The following is an 18644-nucleotide window of genomic DNA, read 5'->3' on the forward strand; positions in this document are numbered from 1 at the left end:
ATCCCTTTGACTAACTAGAAGCTTCCATGCCCCTTCAGGTGCTACTTTTATGCCGAATTAATACTTCCAGTCCTACATAATCAGCTGAATGGTAGCCCGTCGATTTTTTTCACGGCCGGATGCGGTACGATTGTCCTCAACCGGAGCCGACTCCCCCTTAGCCGAAACTTGTATCTCGAGGTGACCGAATACCGCTCGAGATTTCAACTTTCGAGCTATATAGTTTGCTCTGCGCAACGCAAGCGACTTGTTGTAGACGCTGCCACCAAGACTATCAGTGTAGCCAGTCACAATTACCTTAGATACGCCACTTACATCGATTGTATTTAAAAAATCGACCAAACGGCGCTGAGAATCACCGACTAATTGAGTACTGTCATAAAGAAAAAATAATGTTACGTCACTATTCTCTAAGTTCGTATTCCCGGAGCTAAATTCATAGCTAATCGGCCCGATGAGTCTTTGAAATGAGCGCACCTGATCATCCAACTCTACAACATAAAACTGAGCATAGTAGGACACACCGTCGCCGCTACTGGATTTTGCCAGCACGTAATGCTGAGTGGCCTCATCCCCTAATAACTTTTCACTCAAATATAACTGCCACCCACTAATATCTCCACACTGAGCGGAGTCACAGCGGTATAACGTATGAAAACCCTGCTTTTCCAGAGCCAACTCCGCATCCCTATAATACTTAACTGCTGACACACCTGGCTCGTGATCAACAATACGAACAGAGCCATATGTTTCAAACTGAAAAACCTCTTCAGCCTTATACCCCTCGGCGCCCTCATCAGTCCTTAAGTACCGGACACTTCCTGACACCAATTGAAAATTATCATATTGCTTATCTGTCTTATAAAAGATCTTGCCCGACGGGAGAGAATCAAAAAAAACATCATCGCCCGCATTCAAAAAGGAATGCCAAAACAAAAACAAGATAAAAAACATATAATTATTTAAAAAATAAAATGGAAAACTAGACATTTAAGTCTCCACAGCTCATAACAATTTTAGTTATAAACCCCAAGCTGTCATGCTCATTCGCACCGTACAAGGAGGAAACCAGAGGGAAAGGCACCTTCCGGGACCTGAAATTATGATAAATGTCCTTGAGATCATTGAAGCTCTCATCCCGATACGCCAACATCAGGTCAGCACAACCGGGGTTTGCGAGCAACCCAGAACGGAGCACGTCTTCCTTGAACTCAATAATACGCCGCATGGCCTCATCCGCCTCTCTATGGTAGGCGCGAACCACGCGCGTATTGGCGTACTGAAACTGATAACCTGGATCACCTCGTTTGCGTTCTAGCTCTAAAGCAACCAACTTACCCTCCTTTTCAGAAGCCTCCGCCAAACTAGCCTCAAGCTCCGCCAATTGAGAAAGGACAACTTTTGACTCAAATGCATTAACATAAAAGCTAGATAAAAAAACAATACAACTACAAATTTTTACAGTTAACTCCATTTTCGCCATCCCCCTCACATCTGAAGCCCGTCTGCATTCGGATCACTGAACGACCGACCACTGGAATAAAGTAATGATCACGCCCAAACACCCCCCTCATACCTTCACATTTCAGCCAGTCGGTATTTTCTGAGTTAATGACACGCAAAGTTCTCCAAATGATAAAATTTGCAACAGGGACTTCCAGTTGATAACAATAGCGAGTCCTTATACTCAACAAGTTTGCATCCAATAGATTTATCTTTCGGCCATCAATAACGTGGAGAGAGGAATCTCTCGCGTCGAGGTTATCTACCGGAATTTCAAATATTTTTTTTTGTGCAGGCTTAAACCCTCCACCATATTTGCTAAAGGGGCATCCGCTTCCAGAACAAGGCTCAAGATCCTTAACAGAAATAGCAAAATAGTCAAATACTTCGCGAGTAGGCCAAATAACCTCTACAGGCTTATAGCTATGAGATATAGCCAACGCTTTTTTGGACGCAAGCAAATTAGCTTCATCAGGGTTACCAAAAAGACCTATAGTAGTTGCATTGCCTCGGGCTTCCGGCGATATATGCCCCAACGCTACCATGCGAGACCAAAAAACATTTTCCATATTTTCCGTATAACCATGATTTAATGAACCTGACCGAGCGGCTAAAAAAGTGGCATTATTAACTGTCGCCTTACCACGATACAAAAGCGCAATTTGCACAACCCCCATAACCATAATAACCGCCAGAGGAAAAGCAATAAGCATCTCTGGAAGGGCTTGGCCGCGCTGCGCTATTGACAGCCGAAGGCTCTGAAAACCTAATTGCATCTAATTACCTGTGATAGCCGTAATCAAGCCATCTTTAAGAAGTAGGAAATTATGTTCATATTCAGGACTGTCCACAGCGGTGCGCCTATAACCTTCATCAGCTAAACTCATCGCCTCCTTCACCTTAAGAAGCGAAAGGTTATACCAGCCTTTAGCTATAGACGAGTCGATATTGATGCAACGCCGATACATTCTGTCTGCGGCTTGGTATTGACCTGTTCGAACGTAAATATTTCCCAGCATAAAATGAACATCATAATTGTTCTTAGCCTGTTTACTTAACCTAAGTAAGACTCTTTCTGCATCACTATACAAAGCGCTATCGTAATATGACTGCGCCTCCACCATAGGATTGCTAGACCTTACATTCCCGACGGAAGTGCTACAGGCAGAAACGGCTGCCATGATACCTAAAAAACAAAAAAACCTAAAAGTCAACAACATCCCCAACCTCTAATTTACTCGAAAGCGACCCCGCGCGACCCTCAACCACATAATAGGATCCTGAACAACTGATCACTCGAAAAGGAGCAACAGAATCATAGAGTTCCAACACCTTTCTTTCAGCATCAAGAAAAACAATATCCAAAGGTGCTTTCAAAAAAAAAGTATGAACGGATGAACACGGGTATAAAACTACAGATCCACGCCTCCTGGCTGTCGGAGAAAAGATACCCAATAAGCGAGAAAGAAATTTAGTAGCGTGTACGGGAACAGGCGCTAGCTGTATAGAAAAAGGCGGAGAAGGCATCAAAAAGCCTCCATGATTTTAATAGCTATGGGAAAAAATATAACGATGAATGTTGTGGGAAATATGAATACCACTAGCGGGAAAATTAACTTTACAGGTGCCTCCATAGCCAACTTCTCCGCTCGTTGAAATCTCTCTATTCTCCGCTGATCTGCTTGTACTTTTAAGGCATCACCTATCGACGCTCCTGTCTTTTCAGCTTGGACTATAGCCGTGACGAAGGCGCTTATTTCCTGTAGAGACAACCTATCTGCCATCATACGAAATGCCTCTGCCCTTGGGACACCAGCTCGCAAGTCCCTCATAACCTTTTTAAATTCAACTTTTAAAGGAGAGCTTGGACCTTTATCTACCGACTGGGCAACAGCGCTACTCATATTCAATCCAGCCTGAGTTGCCATAGTTAGAAAGTCCAAATAGACCGGCAGAGACCTTACGAGCTCACGCTCCCTACGCTTTTTAAAATCGTTGATACTAAAAAGGGGCATAGAAAAACCAAGGAGCAAACCAACCAATACATATATGTAGTCCACATGCCCCAACATGTATGTGCACAACCAGGCGATCATTCCCATTGCTACTGCAGCCGTAAGCTGTAGACCGAAGTACTGAGTTGGACCCATCATGTAGTTAAGCCCCGCCTTCTCTAGATGTTTCTGATAGCGAACCAACCAATCTACTGGCAGCTTATCGCCCACATAATATGAGAATACATTAACAATAGGCCATATTCGCCTTAAAGATCTTGGCAGCGGATCGAGGTAGCCTCTATCATCTTCTGGAACCTCCCTTCTAATTCCCCATATGGATACGCACATCAAAATTAAAGATGCAGGAACCATAATATTGGCAATATATTTTACAACGCTTTCGTCAAACATCGATGCTCACTATTTTTTTTATAGTTTTATATCCAAGAAACTCAAGAACAACTATCAAAAAACAGGCAATCCACCCTCTCCAGTCAGTATAAAGTTTGGCCATAGTTTCAGGCTCAATAAGATAGATAGCAAAACCAACGCCGATGGGCAGCAATGTCATTACCCACCCCTGCAAAGTTCCCATTGCTGTAAGGCTTTTTATTTTCCCTTCCATCTCGGCGCGCCTGCGGATGGTATCGGACAGCCTGAACAAAACTTCAGAAAGGCTTCCGCCGACCTCCCGCGATATCTTCATCCCAGCAATAACCAGCTCCAAGTCAGGTATTGGCACTCGATAGTACATATGAGTAAGCGCCTCGTTAAAATCAACGCCCAATTTCAATTCATTTAAAAAAAGACCGAGCTCCTGCCCCAATGGTCCAGAATTTTCATCTACAACAATACTTATCGCTCCATTGAGATTCACGCCCGACTTGAGCATTCCTGCTATAGCTGTCAATGCGTCAGGCAAGTCTTTATTAAACCTTTGGTTTCGACGAAACTTCAGCATCGACACAAATTTCGAAGGCATCAAAAAAACGAGCATACCTAAAATTATTGCTGCCAATAGAGAACCGCTCACCGCATATACAGGAAAAAAAATCAGGAAAAAGGCCGCAACACTGATATATTTTATTTTTCTTTCGTCTATAAATATAAAAATCTCATACAGGGAAACATCCGCCACATCCCGAACCTGTTTCTCATACTGAGCAACAGCGGTACGAGTACTCCCTCCTACTGAGTATACAAGGGCAATCAACGCCCCAAAGAACAATGCGGCTACCAACCCAGTTAGCAACATTAGCCCAATGGCCGCTTTGAAAAAATACCCAAATCTACCGCGACGCCCCTCGCTGCCAGCTGCTCATAAAACTCAGGAACCTGACCAAGTGCTTCGAACCTACCCGTTACTCGCCCACTTTCATCATAGCCAGACTGAGAGAATCGAAATATTTCGGAAAGCTGAATAACGCTACCCTCCACGCCTGTAACCTCAGCTATGGAGGTAACTTTCCTAGAACCGCATGCGAAACGGGTCTGCTGGACAATGATATCAACGGCTGAAGCTATTTGTTCTCGAATTGCTGTTACCGGAAGATCCATCCCCGACATAAGCACGAGCACCTCCAAGCGCGATATGCAGTCTCTAGGAGAATTTGAGTGTACAGTTGTCAAGGATCCATCATGACCGGTATTCATTGCCTGCAGCATATCCAACGCCTCACCACTTCTACACTCGCCAACAACAATTCGGTCGGGCCTCATGCGAAGACAGTTCTTGACCAAATCCCGAATACTCACCGCTCCTGACCCCTCCTGATTTGGAGGCCTAGCCTCAAGCGAAACCACATGTGGTTTATTTAACTTTAGCTCGGCTGCATCCTCTACAGTTACTATCCTTTCGGAATCAGGTATATAATTTGAAAGGGCATTCAGCAAAGTCGTCTTTCCAGAGCCTGTCCCACCGGAAATAATAATATTTAGTCTTTGGTTAACAGCTGTATCCAAAAATTCAGCCATAGCTTTATCCAAGGACATAAATTCAATTAGATGTTCTATTTTTAGTTTTTCCTGCATAAATTTTCGAATAGTAACCGTAGGTCCTTTTAAAGCTAGCGGCGGGATAATGGCGTTAACTCTAGAACCATCCTTTAGCCTTGCGTCTACCATAGGAGAGCTTTCATCTATTCGGCGTCCTAGCGGAGTTACAATTCTTTCTATAGCACTTAGTACCGCCTTATCATCACTGAAGAAAATTTCAGATTTTATTAGCTTTCCATTTTCTTCGTAGTAAATTTCGTCGCAGGAATTAACCATTACCTCACTAATATCTGACCGCTCCAACAGCTCCTCCAGAGGACCTAACCCAACTGCCTCGTCAAGCACTTGTTTTGCAATATCTTTCTTTGATAAAGACGCGGGAAATTCTTGGTTGCTATTTACTAGTTCGTTAATTATTTCTGAAGATAAATCCCTGAGCTCTTGATCGCTAAAAGCCGAAATGTTTGTACGACGGAGGTCCATCGTCTTAAGAAGAGATGCGTGAATTTTCAACTTCCAACTTCTTATTAATTCTCGCCTATCCCTATCAGCCTGCAAGGCCATAGCAGATTCTTTTTCGTCTGCATCCAATTCAAATTTATATTCAGGCTCTGAAGAAATATATTCTAGCGACTCCGGAATTTTCTTTTCTTCCTTTATCGAAAAATCATCTAAAAATATTACGTAGTCTCCAACACCTATACTGTCCCCCTTTTTGACTGGTCCGTACTCTCCATCAATCCGTCTTGAATTGATGTGTACAGGATACTTACTGTCTATCTCTCTTACAAAAACCCCACCCGGAAGCCTTCTAACTTCAGCATGCTGCCTTGAAACCCTCCATCCCGTAAGATCCACCAAACAACCCCCTCCCTTTCCTATAAAAAAGGAATCCACTTCACAAAATAGCTTGCCAACATTTGTACCTTTTTTTGTTTGAACAACTATCTTCATTGCTATTCCATCAACGCAGCGTCAATCGTGATGTACTGACTATTTTCCCTAAGCATTTCAGATGCAAATGAACTTAGCTCTTTATCATCGTCATTCCCAGGGTTAATAATTTTAGGGGTCAACAGCACGACCACCTGCTTATTATCAGAATCTTTATCTTCCACACCAAATAAATACTTTAGAATAGGGATTTTACTTAAACCGGGAATACCAGATGTGGACTCCGAGTCTGCAGTCGCAAACAGTCCAGAAATAGCCACAGTCTGATTGGCCTCTAGTTGCACCACTGTTTGAGTTTTTCTATTTCTAGTCCCCGGAACGCCGTTAACTGTTACAGATGGATCGATATCACTGAGATCCACAGTAACAGCCATATTTATTATTCCTTCGTCTATAGTGGGCGACACTTCGAGAATGACGCCATAATCTTGGCGCTCAACACTCGTTGCTCCGAGTGAATTTGTAACAGGAATCGGAAATTGGCCGCCGATATGAAAGGATGCGGACTCTCCGCTTACCGCTGTTAGCTTTGGAGCACTGAGTATTCTTGCCTTGCCAGAACTCTGTAGAAAATTAAGTGTAGAAGCAAGATGTGAAGTAATGCCAAAATATTGAAAAAAGCTAGTGTCTCCAAACGGCACTGCCCCAATAACTGCCTCGTTTATATTTCTGTCATCTTCTTGATATATTCTAAAACCTGACGGAGTTATGTCTTTATGAAACCCGTATATAGGCCCCGAGGCCGTCGAGTCCCATTCTATTCCGAGTTTCCGGACATCATTGTCATTAATTTCAACAAGAACTGCATCCACTCTAATGATAGGATTGCGTTGAAAAGGCCTATTTTCTAGTATGAATATCGCATCTGGCGTTAACGCTCTTATTGCATCTATGTTTGCGACATCTTTTTTGTTTATTTTCCCTTCAACTACTAAACGCCCATCCATGGAATAAATATTCAAACCTGATATTTTATTAGTAAGAGCTCTTGCCAACCGGACACTTTCAGAAACGTATCGATGTTGCACACGTATTTTATATAAGAGCTTCCTTCCTCCACTTTTCCATACTTGCATGCTCGACTCTCCCGGCTCCAGACCTACAACCATTAGCTCGCCGTTTTCGAGTGTCTTATACCCAACCTTCTTTGGATTACCAATCGCAACGTGAGTTAGTCCTTTTATCTGTAAAATCCGCACCTCGCCCACTTCTATCGGCATATCCGTTGGATACTCTGAATATACTAATGGCGAATATAGCAAGAATAATACACTCACAGCGAAAAGGTTAATCAGCAAAAGCTGCGATCCATTCTCCCTACCCCTCATCCCTTTCCGCTCTATCATTAGAAACCTAATCATCCTTACTAAAACCGTTATCGCTCATCAGCCTAATCAATCGGCCCTTAGAGTTTCTTCTTATAACTTTCAGCATTGAAGATTCTTTTTCTATAGCGAAAGCATCTTTATACGAATCAATCACCCCTTCAGAATTGACCCCTGCATAAACTGTTACTATTCCGTCGCGTTCGGAGCTGGCTGCATAAGATAGTGGCTTTTTATCTCGTTCATTCCTCAAAAGAAATACAAGTTGGTGCTTTAGCTGTGCCTCATAAACCTTTTTTACATACTCGCCAGAAACTCCCAGTGTGACGCTTGAATACTGCGAATTTTTATACATACCGGGGATTTTTTTCTCAGCGATCGAAAAATTTCCGGTAGAAAGTACGCGAACTCTCTCGAGAATCAGCTGGAATTTCTCTCCTTTATCTTTTACAACCCCAAGGTCTATATAGTCTCCAGCCTCAAGCATGTGAGCTATACTACTCACCGAATCAACCTCCAATGTTATAGCACGCTCACCAAATGAAAGTAGGTCCGAAAACTTTTCAATTCGGGAAACTCCTTCGACCATATATCTTATAAGAGGCTTCCCTGCCGACATTGGCACTGACAGATATTTCATTTCAACATCAGGATAGGAAACCGGATATATCACTCCATCAGGCACATACTCACTCGGCACGCTTTTTATCGTCATGGTTTCCAGATCAATACGCGTACCAGCTGGCAAATCCGTTTTGGCGACAACTATATCAACTAATCTAGCTTCAGATCTAATCTTCTCCCGCAAATCCCTTTCTCTCACCTCGAAGTAATTTTTTGTCAAAAAAAACGCAGCAATTGCACACAAAAATGCCGCGACTAGAGCGATAGGGTAACGATATTTCGAAATTGACATTTGGGCCCGCTACTCATTTACTGGCTGTGAAATAACATATTCATATCCCATGTAATTTTTTTTGAAGGTATCTAGCAAGGTACTTACTATCGTCTTCCCGCCAAAAATATCCATTGGTGTAAATAACGCCACCAAGACTACGATCGAACCTACTATATACTCCGGCAGTGCTTGTCCTCGTTCAAAAGCTTTATTCCGGCTCATTTACTTATCCCTCCTGGCACCTACTATTTTTGTTTTCCCCTTCGAATTGCTAATAGAGAACTGATATTTTTCGCGAACATCCTCCGCGACAATATAAGACATAAAATCCGAACTATTTTCTGCATTTCTTATATTCTTCTTGGTGACAAAAAATCCGCTCTCTATATATCTATTAGCAACTATATCTGACGTTTTATCTATTGAATTTATCGAGCTCATCCAGTAAACCTCCGATGAAACACCCTTATCAACAGACTCTACAACCGACACGATTTCGATACCGGGCATAGGATGCACTTTACTTAAGGAATGGCCTTTTCTGTTTAACCTGATCATTTTTGGGAGCGGAGAAATTCCCAAAAGAACCTTCAGGCCTTTTATACCTTCATCCCGATATTGAATGGTTATATTGTAGTCGTCATCTATTTTTGAAATAACCGTCCACATACCCACCCTTGAATTAGTTACGGAAGCGGAGCTCTCCTCCCCCCAGTAATTTGAGTAAAAACTCAAAAGGGATTCCTCTCCGTCGAGCCAAAAATATTCATATGCTTTTAGCGGTATGCCATTTACTTTCATATCTTCACCCACCACATTCAGAAGCACACCTTCAGGCACCGGAAGCTCTCCTTCCCAACTCCGCGCATAGCTAGCACCGAAACTAAGAATTATGTACCATACAAAAGTTATAGGCCGCACCTTTACCTTCGATCTAGTTGCACGCCGACTCTCGATCATTTCCGCCTCCCAAGACTCTGCTGCAAGGCACAACATCCTTTTCTATATGACCTGGATCAAACCCGCCCCATTCTTCAAAGCCTATCTTTTCAGCCAAAGTGGCCATATTGTCAAACACAGCATTGTCGAAAGCCTTTTCTCCAAAAATCGAGCCTTCTACGGCGCCAACTAAACTTCTCCTTGTAATCTTCCTCCAAGCCTCAGAATATAAGTTATTTTTAGATTTCACTTCTATTCCATCTTTGATAATAAGCCGGGAAGTCTCTTTTATCTTAATCCCCACACTAGCTGACTGAATTCCATTTTCTTCTAAGTCAAATCCGACAATACCGTTGTCCAGCGCAGCTTGCCTTACCCCATGGAGCTCAGATTCTGGAGAGGTACTATTCCTACTGCTTTTGGAAAAAGAATCTTCTTTCACATCCAATACGCTTTCATATTTCCCCTCGTCCGAATAGAAATACAGAGGGTCTATACGATCCTTTTCTAGATTTGATTTTTTTCTGTCTTCTTCACTATCGTATTCTTGGTAAACGCCATACAAAATCCTTTTGTTTATTTCATTATCTATTTCCAAAGGACTTTTTTTGGTACTTACGCCTTCCCAAGCCGCATAGCGGGCAGCTTCATGAGCTCTGTGCTGCAGGTCCCCAACCTTTCCCATGTATATCAACATAAATAGAGTTGGAACTAATACAAAAGCACCTGAAACCAATATTTCAAGAAGAGCTTGTCCTCTCTCTTTCAGTCGCACTTTACATTTCCTTTAGCGCTTTTAATGACATGGATTCTGCATTACTTATTCTATCTAGCCTTGCCTCCCAAAATGGGTTATAGGCGTTACCATACTCTACCCGCCCATCCTCTCTTCTGGAGGAAGACCTCATCCATTTGTCGTTATTTCGCTTAAAATATATAGACGCCGAGGCTGCACCATGCAATGCTTTATTCTGCGCTCCTTTATTTTCATCTAAGCTAATTCGACCAGATTCTGGATAAATATTTATGTACTTTCTTATCTTCTTCTCTGACTTTCTCAAGTATATAAATACATGATCTTTCTTGTTTATATATCCTTCTTTTTTAACATTATAAAATGGGGTTAACCCCACCCCCTGCTCAGTACCACTTGATAAATCTGAGTCAAATTCGTTGCTTAACTTATAGCAGTTCAAAGATGCTACGTCCATGAGCTTGAAAACCCCACTATTTTGAGATTTATACCCTCCCCCATATCCTCTCTCAATATCCGGATCAGAACATGCTGAACCTCTCGGGTTTTTTTTCCAATAAGATGTTCCTTCATGTATAACATGATGACACCTGCTGCATTCATTGCCGACATACGCATGTCCAGCGCCCAACTTCACCATCTCCCTGTGCCGGGTCGATTTGTTCCTGACACCATCCCAGTCAATCTTTAAATATCTAGTACTGGAATGAATAGATATCGCATCGATAGCTGACCACGTTGTAAATGGTGTACTATCTTGAACATTCGGAGTATCACCACCCATTACCGTTGATCCCGAGCGTTCTAAAGTGAGAGTAGAATAGAGGGGTAGTCCGCTCACCGGCTCAGCCGGCAGACCGGGAAGTACAATTTTTTCTGGCATACCGGGAAAAGTGAATCTATAAGTTCTATCTGAAGAAAATTCATCTCTGGAAGCCATTGTCACGTTTCTAAATTGGCGACATCTCGAGATGGTCTCAGCGTTACCGGTCCTACCATCCCTGACTTTATCAGCTTCTCTCCGGCAATCGCTTTGTCCGTAAAAAGAAGATAGGTGCACCGCTCCTGCACCAAGGACTGATGCAGTGGCAAATGAGTAATCTACATCAGCATCATTGCCTTTCACGACTTCAGCCATAATATCCTGAGCGATTACTGAGGCCAGAGGAACCGCCGCTTGCTGGATATACGATATGCTTCTTATATATCCGGCAATTACTTTGCTTATTGCTGGAGCTATGGCCTCGACAACGTTACGACTTCCTTGCGCTATTTGTTCTATATAATTTGTTACGACTGACACGTAAGGAATAAACTGACCAATATCATTTACCGTATTAGCCATGGTAGACGTCATTCTTGTCCATGAAACCATGGTTACGACCTGAGCCATCGTAACTTGATTGGCTACAAGAGAGCGGTTAGAAAGTGCTACGAAATTATTATTTTGTGCGAAGACGTTTGCCACACTATAAGCCGCCGCGTCCGCAGTATTTTGCATTCGTGTTGACTCATTCGTCACTTTAAATGCATTAAAGACATACTGAACAGACAAAGCAACGACAAATAGTATCGCGACGACGTATGGGAGTACGTTTCCGCGGCTTTTTCTAACCATAAAGAGCCCTCCAGCCTACCGAATATGATTAGCCGAGGTTTTTTTCAGATATAAATATATCTACCCCGGAATATGCGGGAAGATATTACTTTTGATTACCGGATGAATAGTTAGAAAGGTCTTTTTTGGTATTCGCTTGACTAACTGCCGCATCAGCAGCATCTTGCGCATTACCGATTTGATCGCTTCCGCTTTGTCCAGACATTTCTTGCGCCAACCCGCCCATTTGCTCGCGCAAGGTGTCACCGAACAACCGAAAGACGCCAATCGCGGCGACTGCGATCAGAGCAACAACAATGATGTATTCGGTCATACCTTGACCAAATTGCTTACGTCGCGACTTGGATTTTTTTTGTAAACAGGGAATATAGAAGTGATTCATGAACATGCTCCATCCTTGGATTTTTCTTTACACCACGCATCCTGCATGGATGTATATTAGCTAAAACCATTTCAAGAGAAAATGCAAATCTTTATTTCGCAACCTTTTTCGTCAGCTTCTTCCGATATATAGTCGCGCTCTAATATTAGAGAATTATAATTCACCAACCGATAAAAACCTCTTGTTAACACTGACGCCAATCTCCTATTTCAGCCAACGATGAGTAAGCTATCCCGAGATTGAGAAAACCAATAAGGACAATAGTTGAGGCTACCTAACCGCGAAGACCAATGAGCACTGTCAGACTTCGCATGACGACTGTACGGCCAGGGCGTACTGAGTGCCTCGCCCGAAAGCCGAATATTTTCCATGCTGCGGAAGGCGTAAAACTTCGGTATAGAAAGTTTAACTTAGGTAGCGAGATCACATTCTATTGCGTCGACGTGCCTTGCCTAAGTAAAAGTCCTCTCACTAAAGTATTCATTACTTGTGCGAGGCAACCCTAAAACGCGCTTCTTACCCATCAAATTACGACAGTTTCGTCTTCATTTTTCACTCGAAATGAAGGCTCGCTGTTGCTAAACAGAAAGGAAATTATCTCAGCGCTCGATTTTCTTATTACCGGTATTTAACGTGAAGTTTTGCGGCTACGCTGGATCCGAAAAGCGTTGGAAAATTTGTCCGACAATAGCGGCTGGTTATGCTTTATTCGTAGTAGATCCATAGCTTGAGGACTTTCACTACACGCTCGTCCTCCAACACGTGGTAGACCAGACGATGCAGAATATTAATGCGGCGTGAATAGGCCACCGCAAGATCACCAATAAGCCTCTCAAACAGAAGAGGCTTGCGGGTATGGATCGTCCGCTATCAGCGCTAACAGCTCCTGGGCATTTGGCTCGAGGCCAATTTTTTTTGCATCTTTCTGAGCTTGTTTGGTGTAAACCAACTTCCATGTCACCAGTCCAGCTCCTCATCACATTCATCCACGGGGGTATCCATCCCCTCACGAATAGACTCCCGCACCCCTGGTGCAGAGAACAGGTATAGTGCTTCCTGAATAGCAGACCAGTCTTCTTCGGATACCAGAACGGCTTTGTTCCGCTTACCGATGATGACGATTGGTTGGTGGGACTCGGCGGTCTCGTCTATCAACCAGTAAAGGTTGCTGCGCGACTCAGTCGCCGTGATCCCTGTCATGATGCACCTCTTGTGAGTTTAATTTTTCACCAAATGTACGCCTTTGAGTACGCACATCAAGACGAACACCGCGCATAACGTCAACTCTAGGGGCAGGCAAAGTGGAGCACGTTTTTTACAAAAATGAGCGCAGCGAATGTACAAAAAGGATCGGAGTTTTGGGTCAGACTGCTGCCGCTTGTTAAATGCCTTGCAATGCGCATCACTATGCGCATAATGGCACGTAAAGCATCACGAGGTAATTACCATGCAACCCCTGTACGACTTGAATGCCCCCAAAAAAGCAACAAACCTGAGCTTAAACAGTGACTTACTGATAAAGTCGAAGGCTTTAAACATTAATTTGTCTGCGACACTTGAGCAAGCTCTGAAAGAGAAGCTTGCACACACTGAGGCCGAAAAATGGCGAGACGAGAATAAAAGCGCGATTCGCGCTTACAATGACTTTATCGAAGAGCGTGGCTGTTTCTCAGACGACTTCAGGACGTTTTAATGGCTCAATTCGATGTTTATGAAAACCCGAACCGAGCCAGCAAGAAAGCCTACCCCTTTTTAGTTGATATTCAGCACCACCTCATTGCGGACATTGCAACTCGCATTGTGATCCCGCTTGGCAAGCTAAGCCATTTCAAGAACGAAAAGATGCAAGGATTAACTCCCAACGTTACGTATGATGGAGAAAGCCTACTTCTTCTTACGCCTCAAATTGCATCCGTTCCAGCGACTTTATTGAAGGAACCTATCGGCTCCCTTTCTCACATGAGAGACGAAATAATTTCATCCCTCGATCTCGCTACTACGGGTATTTAACGCCGCAAGCAAAGGCGCGCGCTAGCGCGTCCAGCCCGCAGGGCGATTTTGCCTTGCCTTGCCTTGTTAAAATTTTTTACCCCTTAGCTTGCTGAGCGGGATGCCTTTTTTATACTTAACTTCATAAACTTTGATGATATTGCCCTTTTCACAACCTGAAATACAGTTTTCGTTTAAGTCAATTTCTTTAGCTTGATACTCAACCACACCGAGAGAAGCAAGGTATTTCAGCTCATCTGTTCCTTGGTCGCTACCACGTAGCCGAATAATTGGTTCCTTAAGGGAAGATAGAAACATTTCAGGTTCTTTTTGTTCGTGAATTGAAAGGACAGAAAGCAGCTGGGGGATATAGTCTACGACCTGATAACCCTCTGTAGTCTCAGTTAGCCTAACTGTGCCACGATAGATGCTATGGGTTGGCCATTGAGACAGCATGGCAATAGAAGGCGAAACAGGCATGCCGTTCCAGCTGGAATCACAGTTGTAGGAAGCAATAACACGACTTAGTTTACGTTCCTTCATGCCGTCACCCGTCAGATATTCATCTACTCTGAATGTCACTACTTCACTACCGCACGAATGATCTAGCAATACCTCACCAGGCTTAGCTTCCTTTGGTCGCTGCGCCTTAATATTCACTTCTTCAATTTCCCCGAGCATTAGCACAAGGCGAAAATCGTCAGCGATAGCTAACGTAGGAAGCAACAAAATACAAATTAGTGGCAGTAACTTCATATGACTTTTAACGCCTCAAAAAGAGGAGCGCGATTTTAGCGCGTCCGACTGCTTTGACTTGTTATGAGTTTTCCACGTATGGAGCGCACAACAAACATTCGGCTCTTTTCCGGAGCTTCTTTACAAAAGTATGAAACAGTTAACATTGCGATTTCCTCGTTTTTCAATTGGGTGTAAACCCCTGAAGGAGCCTCGTTTGTGCTAAACCTTATTACAGAACCTGTGCCAAGAGTTTCCGGACGATTGTCTTTAAAACTTAACCAAATTGACTGCCCGGCGTGACAACCTTGATATGATTCCGGCCCTGCCCACTCAACATTATAATATTCATCATACTCAGTGGATTTAATATCGAAACCGTAATCCTCTGAATTTTCTACTGTGATATCAATCGTTGTGATTGGGCTTGATGCACAGACGAGCATAGAACTAACGAGAAATATGGCGGCAATAAAGTATTTCATATACTCACCACTCATAACGCCCAAAGCAGCGGCGCGCGTTAGCGCGTCCAGCCCGAAGGGCGATGCTGCCTTTGTTTGTTATGTGATTTTACGGCGATATACCAAAATGCCAATGCCACTAGCAATGATGATGCAGCATACGTGATGTAGCCTGTTTCTTGGAGCTGCCTTGGCATGGAGCTACCTATTAATTGAATGTACTGGTAAACCAAACCGATACTTACCCCTAGCAGAATATAAGCTGACCAGTGCGTAATATTTAGTTTGTGCAGAACCAGGTGAATTGGAACGCCGCAAACTACAACCAACAAATACGAAGTGCCTACAAAGCCAAAGACAAACATTGCAAGAACGAACAGCAGCCCAGGTATTTGCGACAACATTTGCTGGAAATGATCAAGCTCAATTTCGAGAAGGTAGCCACCAAAAGCAAACACAACCACGAGTAATGATGCCCATGGCGCAATTAGCGTTGCCTTGACCGTACTCTCGATATTCATAGATTCACATAACGCCCAGCACACGGGCGGCCGAAATTAAGCGAAGCGCAATGTAGGCCGTCCGGCCCGGCGCTTCTTGCCGGGCTAACGTGCTGCTGCTTGTTAGAGCTAGTAGCGCCCATACTATTTTTTAATCGCCAATATTTTGAGACCAAAACAAACAGCAGCCCCGATTAAAACACCTTGACCGGCAGCAATGACGGGGACTAATGGAACAGCCAAAAGCATATTACCAGGGACATCTGGCTGAACTAAAGCCGCGATTAAGAATAGAGGTGTAAAGACCACAGAAACCGCTACCGTCCAACCTTTCCATATTTGTTTGAACATTAAATACTCTCGATTCTATTTTTAGCTCTAACGCCTAAAGCAGCCGCGCGCATTTATGCGTCGGCTGCCTTTACTTGTTATGCAGTTCTTTAGTGCGAGCTGCATCAATACTGTAGATATTTCTACCACTTACCGTACCCTCTTGCACTGACAAAACTACCCGACCCCGGTATGTATTAGGAAGTTGACCCCAATCTCTCACGAATACTTGAACTCCACTGGGCAATCGAACATAGAATGCAGGATCAGCAGCGGACTTACCGGAAGAATGCCTGGTGTAAGAAACCACTTCGCCCTCAAGATATATTTTTCTACCGGTGCCGGACTCATACTGTAAATATGTAAGCGCACCGATAGCTAGGCAAACAGCCAGGACTCCAGCGGCTAACTTGATGTTCAATTCAACTGACTGCATAACGCCTACCGCAGCGGGAGGCAAAATGGAGCGCCTTTTGTGCTAATGTTTGAGCGCTAGCGAGCAGCACAAAAGGCGCGGAGTTTTGGCTGTCCGACTGCCGGTACTTGTTACAAGGCTTTAATTTCAATTTCTACCCTATATTTTTTGTTGGCTTCACAGAAAAATTCTATATCCACAGAATCCACTATATCGAGATTGATACTTGCCCCAAGATACGCATCACCCTTGTACTCATACTTTGTCATCAAAAAAGAAGCTATATATTCTCCATTTACGAATGGCTTTATGTTTGCGAGAAGTACAGCGCACTTGTTTTGTGCCTTCGTATAATTGATTACAAAGTTGTTTGGCGGGAGGTTCGCCACATCGGGCTCGATACTCGGAATAAACCCAAAATCGATAGCTTCTTTTAAGCTCAATTTAAACTCAGCCGCTATCTTGGGGTACAAAATATCGGTTGCCCCGGCAGATCCTTGCCAAAACGATAGAACGATAAAAAACCACCTAAACTTTTGCATGCTCATGCCTTGTAACATTTTAATAACAAGCACGCTCGGTTTGCCCTGACGGGAATTTCGATAAATACCACGCAAGCCGCTAAAAATCTTGAAGAAATTTTACAATGACCAAGAAAACCCACCCGAGAAACCGAGCGTGCGCATATATCTTGGAGAGGGGGTCTCATATGTCTTGCCTCATTGTCCCTATGTGGCTGTTTTTCTTGCGTTTTGTATTATTTATTCTGAATAAACGCGCACTCTATTCCTTAAAAACGAGCATAAATCTTGACGCCCAAAAAATATACTGTATAAATAACCAGTAAATTTTGACATTGGATGTCGTTTTATGCCCAGTCCCTTTATCGAGTCGCTGCGACGGGAAATGCGCTTTCGCGGCTATAGTTTGCGCACAGAGAAAACGTACCTGTACTGGAAACGGAAGTTCATCTACTTCATCGACAAGCGCCATCCCAAGGACGCTGGCAAGGATGAAGTTTCACGGTTTCTGTCGATGCTTGCCAATGATCAACATGTAGCCGTTAACACTCAAAAAGTTGCCCTGAATGCGTTGGCGTTTATGTACCACAAGGTGTTGAATCAGCCACTGGGTGACTTGGGATTTAAACTCGCAAACAAGCAACGATCATTACCCTCGGTACTGACGCCGGATGAGGTGTCGCGAATTCTGGCGCAGCTGGAAGGCCGGAATCGGCTTATTATCGAGTTACTCTATGGCAGCGGTCTGAGAGTGACAGAGTGCTTGAGGCTTCGAGTTAAGGATATTGACCTTGATAATCGCGCCATTACGATTCACGACGGTAAGGGCAATAAAGATAGGCAGACACTTCTAGCCGATACATTGTGTTATACGCTGGCATCGGCAATACAGGCGGGCATTCGCCAGCAGCGCGAGGACAACATTTCCGGTATCGGTTGCTCGCTGCCTTATGCGCTTTCCAGAAAGTATCCCGACGCTTATCGCAATGATGCTTGGGCATTTTTGTTTCCCGCCTCAACGCTCTGTGATCACCCCGTCACAGGCCAGCTCTGTCGCCATCATTTGCACGACACGGTCGTCAGGAAGTTTTTGAAGCCCGCCGTACTGCGGGCGGGGATTACGCGCAAGCGAGTAAATTGTCATACGTTCCGCCATTCCTTTGCCACCCACATGCTGGCGTCGGGCAGTGACATCAGAACGATTCAGGAATTACTTGGCCATAACGATTTGAGCACAACGCAGATTTACACCCACGTTTTAGGGCGTCACTATGCGGGCTCGATGAGCCCGCTGGATCAACTCAGGCACTAGCCCCTCTTATCAC

The 18644-nt window shown here is 43.8% G+C and carries 25 protein-coding genes; 3 read left to right on the top strand and 22 right to left on the bottom strand.

The features are described 5' to 3' along the window. Positions 1 to 72 precede the first annotated feature (72 nt). The 17 genes from G411_RS21355 to G411_RS0106545 form a co-directional block, all read right to left on the bottom strand. Positions 73 to 990 (bottom strand): OmpA family protein, encoded by a 918-nt coding sequence (locus G411_RS21355; protein ID WP_022958365.1) that lies wholly within the window; start codon positions 988 to 990, stop codon positions 73 to 75. Continuing rightward, positions 983 to 1474 (bottom strand): hypothetical protein, encoded by a 492-nt coding sequence (locus G411_RS0106470; RefSeq protein ID WP_022958366.1) that lies wholly within the window; start codon positions 1472 to 1474, stop codon positions 983 to 985. Before G411_RS0106470 ends, G411_RS21355 begins: the two co-directional genes overlap by 8 nt. Then, positions 1449 to 2279 carry a TadE/TadG family type IV pilus assembly protein gene (locus G411_RS0106475; protein WP_022958367.1) on the bottom strand — a complete coding sequence of 277 codons (831 nt, stop codon included), beginning with the start codon at positions 2277 to 2279 and terminating at the stop codon, positions 1449 to 1451. The genes G411_RS0106470 and G411_RS0106475 overlap by 26 nt, the downstream gene beginning before the upstream one ends. Next, positions 2280 to 2723, bottom strand: a complete 444-nt coding sequence (locus tag G411_RS0106480) for a tetratricopeptide repeat protein (protein ID WP_084495345.1) — start codon at positions 2721 to 2723, stop codon at positions 2280 to 2282. Next, a complete protein-coding gene (locus tag G411_RS22560) occupies positions 2707 to 3030 on the bottom strand; it encodes a DUF192 domain-containing protein (RefSeq protein ID WP_084495347.1) in 324 nt (107 codons plus the stop codon). The genes G411_RS0106480 and G411_RS22560 overlap by 17 nt, the downstream gene beginning before the upstream one ends. Next, positions 3030 to 3911: a type II secretion system F family protein gene (locus G411_RS0106485; RefSeq protein WP_022958369.1), complete on the bottom strand. Its 882-nt coding sequence runs from the start codon at positions 3909 to 3911 to the stop codon at positions 3030 to 3032. The genes G411_RS22560 and G411_RS0106485 overlap by 1 nt, the downstream gene beginning before the upstream one ends. After that, the gene (locus G411_RS0106490) at positions 3904 to 4755 is read right to left on the bottom strand and encodes a type II secretion system F family protein (protein ID WP_022958370.1); all 852 of its coding nucleotides are present in this window, start codon (positions 4753 to 4755) and stop codon (positions 3904 to 3906) included. The genes G411_RS0106485 and G411_RS0106490 overlap by 8 nt, the downstream gene beginning before the upstream one ends. Next, on the bottom strand, positions 4755 to 6449 hold the full coding sequence (locus G411_RS0106495) for a TadA family conjugal transfer-associated ATPase (RefSeq protein ID WP_022958371.1): 1695 nt from the start codon (positions 6447 to 6449) through the stop codon (positions 4755 to 4757). The genes G411_RS0106490 and G411_RS0106495 overlap by 1 nt, the downstream gene beginning before the upstream one ends. 2 nt (positions 6450 to 6451) lie before the next feature. Continuing rightward, a complete protein-coding gene (locus tag G411_RS0106500) occupies positions 6452 to 7669 on the bottom strand; it encodes a pilus assembly protein N-terminal domain-containing protein (protein ID WP_169530626.1) in 1218 nt (405 codons plus the stop codon). Positions 7670 to 7802: 133 nt separating this feature from the next. Beyond that, positions 7803 to 8690 (bottom strand): Flp pilus assembly protein CpaB, encoded by an 888-nt coding sequence (cpaB, locus tag G411_RS0106505; RefSeq protein WP_022958373.1) that lies wholly within the window; start codon positions 8688 to 8690, stop codon positions 7803 to 7805. Positions 8691 to 8699: 9 nt separating this feature from the next. After that, entirely contained in the window at positions 8700 to 8894 is a 195-nt protein-coding gene (locus G411_RS0106510; RefSeq protein ID WP_022958374.1) for a hypothetical protein, read from the bottom strand. Further along, positions 8895 to 9512, bottom strand: coding sequence for a hypothetical protein (locus G411_RS0106515; protein WP_022958375.1), 618 nt, complete (start codon positions 9510 to 9512; stop codon positions 8895 to 8897). It abuts the gene before it with no gap. Positions 9513 to 9606: 94 nt separating this feature from the next. After that, the gene (locus G411_RS0106520) at positions 9607 to 10386 is read right to left on the bottom strand and encodes a hypothetical protein (protein ID WP_022958376.1); all 780 of its coding nucleotides are present in this window, start codon (positions 10384 to 10386) and stop codon (positions 9607 to 9609) included. 1 nt (position 10387) lies between these two features. Continuing rightward, positions 10388 to 11710: a hypothetical protein gene (locus G411_RS22080; protein ID WP_245542367.1), complete on the bottom strand. Its 1323-nt coding sequence runs from the start codon at positions 11708 to 11710 to the stop codon at positions 10388 to 10390. A 358-nt stretch (positions 11711 to 12068) separates the two neighbouring features. Continuing rightward, the gene (locus tag G411_RS0106535) at positions 12069 to 12365 is read right to left on the bottom strand and encodes a Flp family type IVb pilin (RefSeq protein WP_022958379.1); all 297 of its coding nucleotides are present in this window, start codon (positions 12363 to 12365) and stop codon (positions 12069 to 12071) included. Between the two features lie 705 nt (positions 12366 to 13070). Continuing rightward, complete coding sequence (locus G411_RS22415) at positions 13071 to 13175, bottom strand: type II toxin-antitoxin system RelE/ParE family toxin (RefSeq protein WP_245542368.1); 105 nt, start codon at positions 13173 to 13175, stop codon at positions 13071 to 13073. 147 nt (positions 13176 to 13322) lie between these two features. Then, positions 13323 to 13565: a type II toxin-antitoxin system Phd/YefM family antitoxin gene (locus G411_RS0106545; RefSeq protein ID WP_022958380.1), complete on the bottom strand. Its 243-nt coding sequence runs from the start codon at positions 13563 to 13565 to the stop codon at positions 13323 to 13325. A gap of 247 nt (positions 13566 to 13812) precedes the next feature. On the opposite strand from G411_RS0106545, the gene G411_RS0106550 reads away from it, so the two are divergent. Both G411_RS0106550 and G411_RS0106555 read left to right on the top strand, forming a co-directional pair. After that, complete coding sequence (locus G411_RS0106550) at positions 13813 to 14058, top strand: type II toxin-antitoxin system CcdA family antitoxin (protein WP_022958381.1); 246 nt, start codon at positions 13813 to 13815, stop codon at positions 14056 to 14058. Further along, positions 14058 to 14375, top strand: coding sequence for a CcdB family protein (locus tag G411_RS0106555; protein WP_022958382.1), 318 nt, complete (start codon positions 14058 to 14060; stop codon positions 14373 to 14375). The genes G411_RS0106550 and G411_RS0106555 overlap by 1 nt, the downstream gene beginning before the upstream one ends. A 66-nt stretch (positions 14376 to 14441) precedes the next feature. On the opposite strand, the gene G411_RS0106560 is transcribed toward G411_RS0106555, so the two are convergent. The 5 genes from G411_RS0106560 to G411_RS0106570 form a co-directional block, all read right to left on the bottom strand. Further along, positions 14442 to 15110 carry a hypothetical protein gene (locus G411_RS0106560; RefSeq protein WP_022958383.1) on the bottom strand — a complete coding sequence of 223 codons (669 nt, stop codon included), beginning with the start codon at positions 15108 to 15110 and terminating at the stop codon, positions 14442 to 14444. Positions 15111 to 15145: 35 nt separating this feature from the next. Next, positions 15146 to 15574 carry a hypothetical protein gene (locus G411_RS22085; RefSeq protein WP_157581166.1) on the bottom strand — a complete coding sequence of 143 codons (429 nt, stop codon included), beginning with the start codon at positions 15572 to 15574 and terminating at the stop codon, positions 15146 to 15148. A gap of 38 nt (positions 15575 to 15612) precedes the next feature. Beyond that, a complete protein-coding gene (locus G411_RS0106565; RefSeq protein ID WP_022958384.1) occupies positions 15613 to 16074 on the bottom strand; it encodes a hypothetical protein in 462 nt (153 codons plus the stop codon). Between the two features lie 123 nt (positions 16075 to 16197). Beyond that, the gene (locus G411_RS22090) at positions 16198 to 16404 is read right to left on the bottom strand and encodes a hypothetical protein (RefSeq protein ID WP_157581169.1); all 207 of its coding nucleotides are present in this window, start codon (positions 16402 to 16404) and stop codon (positions 16198 to 16200) included. Between the two features lie 525 nt (positions 16405 to 16929). Then, complete coding sequence (locus tag G411_RS0106570; RefSeq protein WP_022958385.1) at positions 16930 to 17373, bottom strand: hypothetical protein; 444 nt, start codon at positions 17371 to 17373, stop codon at positions 16930 to 16932. A 295-nt stretch (positions 17374 to 17668) separates the two neighbouring features. On the opposite strand from G411_RS0106570, the gene G411_RS0106575 reads away from it, so the two are divergent. After that, a complete protein-coding gene (locus G411_RS0106575) occupies positions 17669 to 18631 on the top strand; it encodes an integron integrase (protein WP_022958386.1) in 963 nt (320 codons plus the stop codon). Positions 18632 to 18644 lie beyond the last annotated feature (13 nt).

Source organism: Spongiibacter tropicus DSM 19543 (genome assembly GCF_000420325.1).
Classification (GTDB): Bacteria; Pseudomonadota; Gammaproteobacteria; order Pseudomonadales; family Spongiibacteraceae; genus Spongiibacter; species Spongiibacter tropicus.

Coding starts and splice junctions, on each gene's coding strand:
- G411_RS22090 (WP_157581169.1), bottom strand. CDS start 16,404: ATGTTCAAACAAATATGGAAAGGTTGGACGGTAGCGGTTTCTGTGGTC.
- G411_RS0106560 (WP_022958383.1), bottom strand. CDS start 15,110: ATGAAGTTACTGCCACTAATTTGTATTTTGTTGCTTCCTACGTTAGCT.
- G411_RS0106510 (WP_022958374.1), bottom strand. CDS start 8,894: ATGAGCCGGAATAAAGCTTTTGAACGAGGACAAGCACTGCCGGAGTAT.
- G411_RS22085 (WP_157581166.1), bottom strand. CDS start 15,574: ATGAAATACTTTATTGCCGCCATATTTCTCGTTAGTTCTATGCTCGTC.
- G411_RS0106575 (WP_022958386.1), top strand. CDS start 17,669: ATGCCCAGTCCCTTTATCGAGTCGCTGCGACGGGAAATGCGCTTTCGC.
- G411_RS0106545 (WP_022958380.1), bottom strand. CDS start 13,565: ATGACAGGGATCACGGCGACTGAGTCGCGCAGCAACCTTTACTGGTTG.
- G411_RS0106490 (WP_022958370.1), bottom strand. CDS start 4,755: ATGTTGCTAACTGGGTTGGTAGCCGCATTGTTCTTTGGGGCGTTGATT.
- G411_RS0106550 (WP_022958381.1), top strand. CDS start 13,813: ATGCAACCCCTGTACGACTTGAATGCCCCCAAAAAAGCAACAAACCTG.
- G411_RS0106535 (WP_022958379.1), bottom strand. CDS start 12,365: ATGAATCACTTCTATATTCCCTGTTTACAAAAAAAATCCAAGTCGCGA.
- G411_RS0106470 (WP_022958366.1), bottom strand. CDS start 1,474: ATGGAGTTAACTGTAAAAATTTGTAGTTGTATTGTTTTTTTATCTAGC.
- G411_RS0106500 (WP_169530626.1), bottom strand. CDS start 7,669: ATGCCGATAGAAGTGGGCGAGGTGCGGATTTTACAGATAAAAGGACTA.
- G411_RS0106480 (WP_084495345.1), bottom strand. CDS start 2,723: ATGTTGTTGACTTTTAGGTTTTTTTGTTTTTTAGGTATCATGGCAGCC.
- G411_RS0106485 (WP_022958369.1), bottom strand. CDS start 3,911: ATGTTTGACGAAAGCGTTGTAAAATATATTGCCAATATTATGGTTCCT.
- G411_RS22560 (WP_084495347.1), bottom strand. CDS start 3,030: ATGCCTTCTCCGCCTTTTTCTATACAGCTAGCGCCTGTTCCCGTACAC.
- cpaB (WP_022958373.1), bottom strand. CDS start 8,690: ATGTCAATTTCGAAATATCGTTACCCTATCGCTCTAGTCGCGGCATTT.
- G411_RS0106475 (WP_022958367.1), bottom strand. CDS start 2,279: ATGCAATTAGGTTTTCAGAGCCTTCGGCTGTCAATAGCGCAGCGCGGC.
- G411_RS22080 (WP_245542367.1), bottom strand. CDS start 11,710: ATGGCTAATACGGTAAATGATATTGGTCAGTTTATTCCTTACGTGTCA.
- G411_RS0106495 (WP_022958371.1), bottom strand. CDS start 6,449: ATGAAGATAGTTGTTCAAACAAAAAAAGGTACAAATGTTGGCAAGCTA.
- G411_RS21355 (WP_022958365.1), bottom strand. CDS start 990: ATGTCTAGTTTTCCATTTTATTTTTTAAATAATTATATGTTTTTTATC.
- G411_RS0106555 (WP_022958382.1), top strand. CDS start 14,058: ATGGCTCAATTCGATGTTTATGAAAACCCGAACCGAGCCAGCAAGAAA.
- G411_RS0106565 (WP_022958384.1), bottom strand. CDS start 16,074: ATGAATATCGAGAGTACGGTCAAGGCAACGCTAATTGCGCCATGGGCA.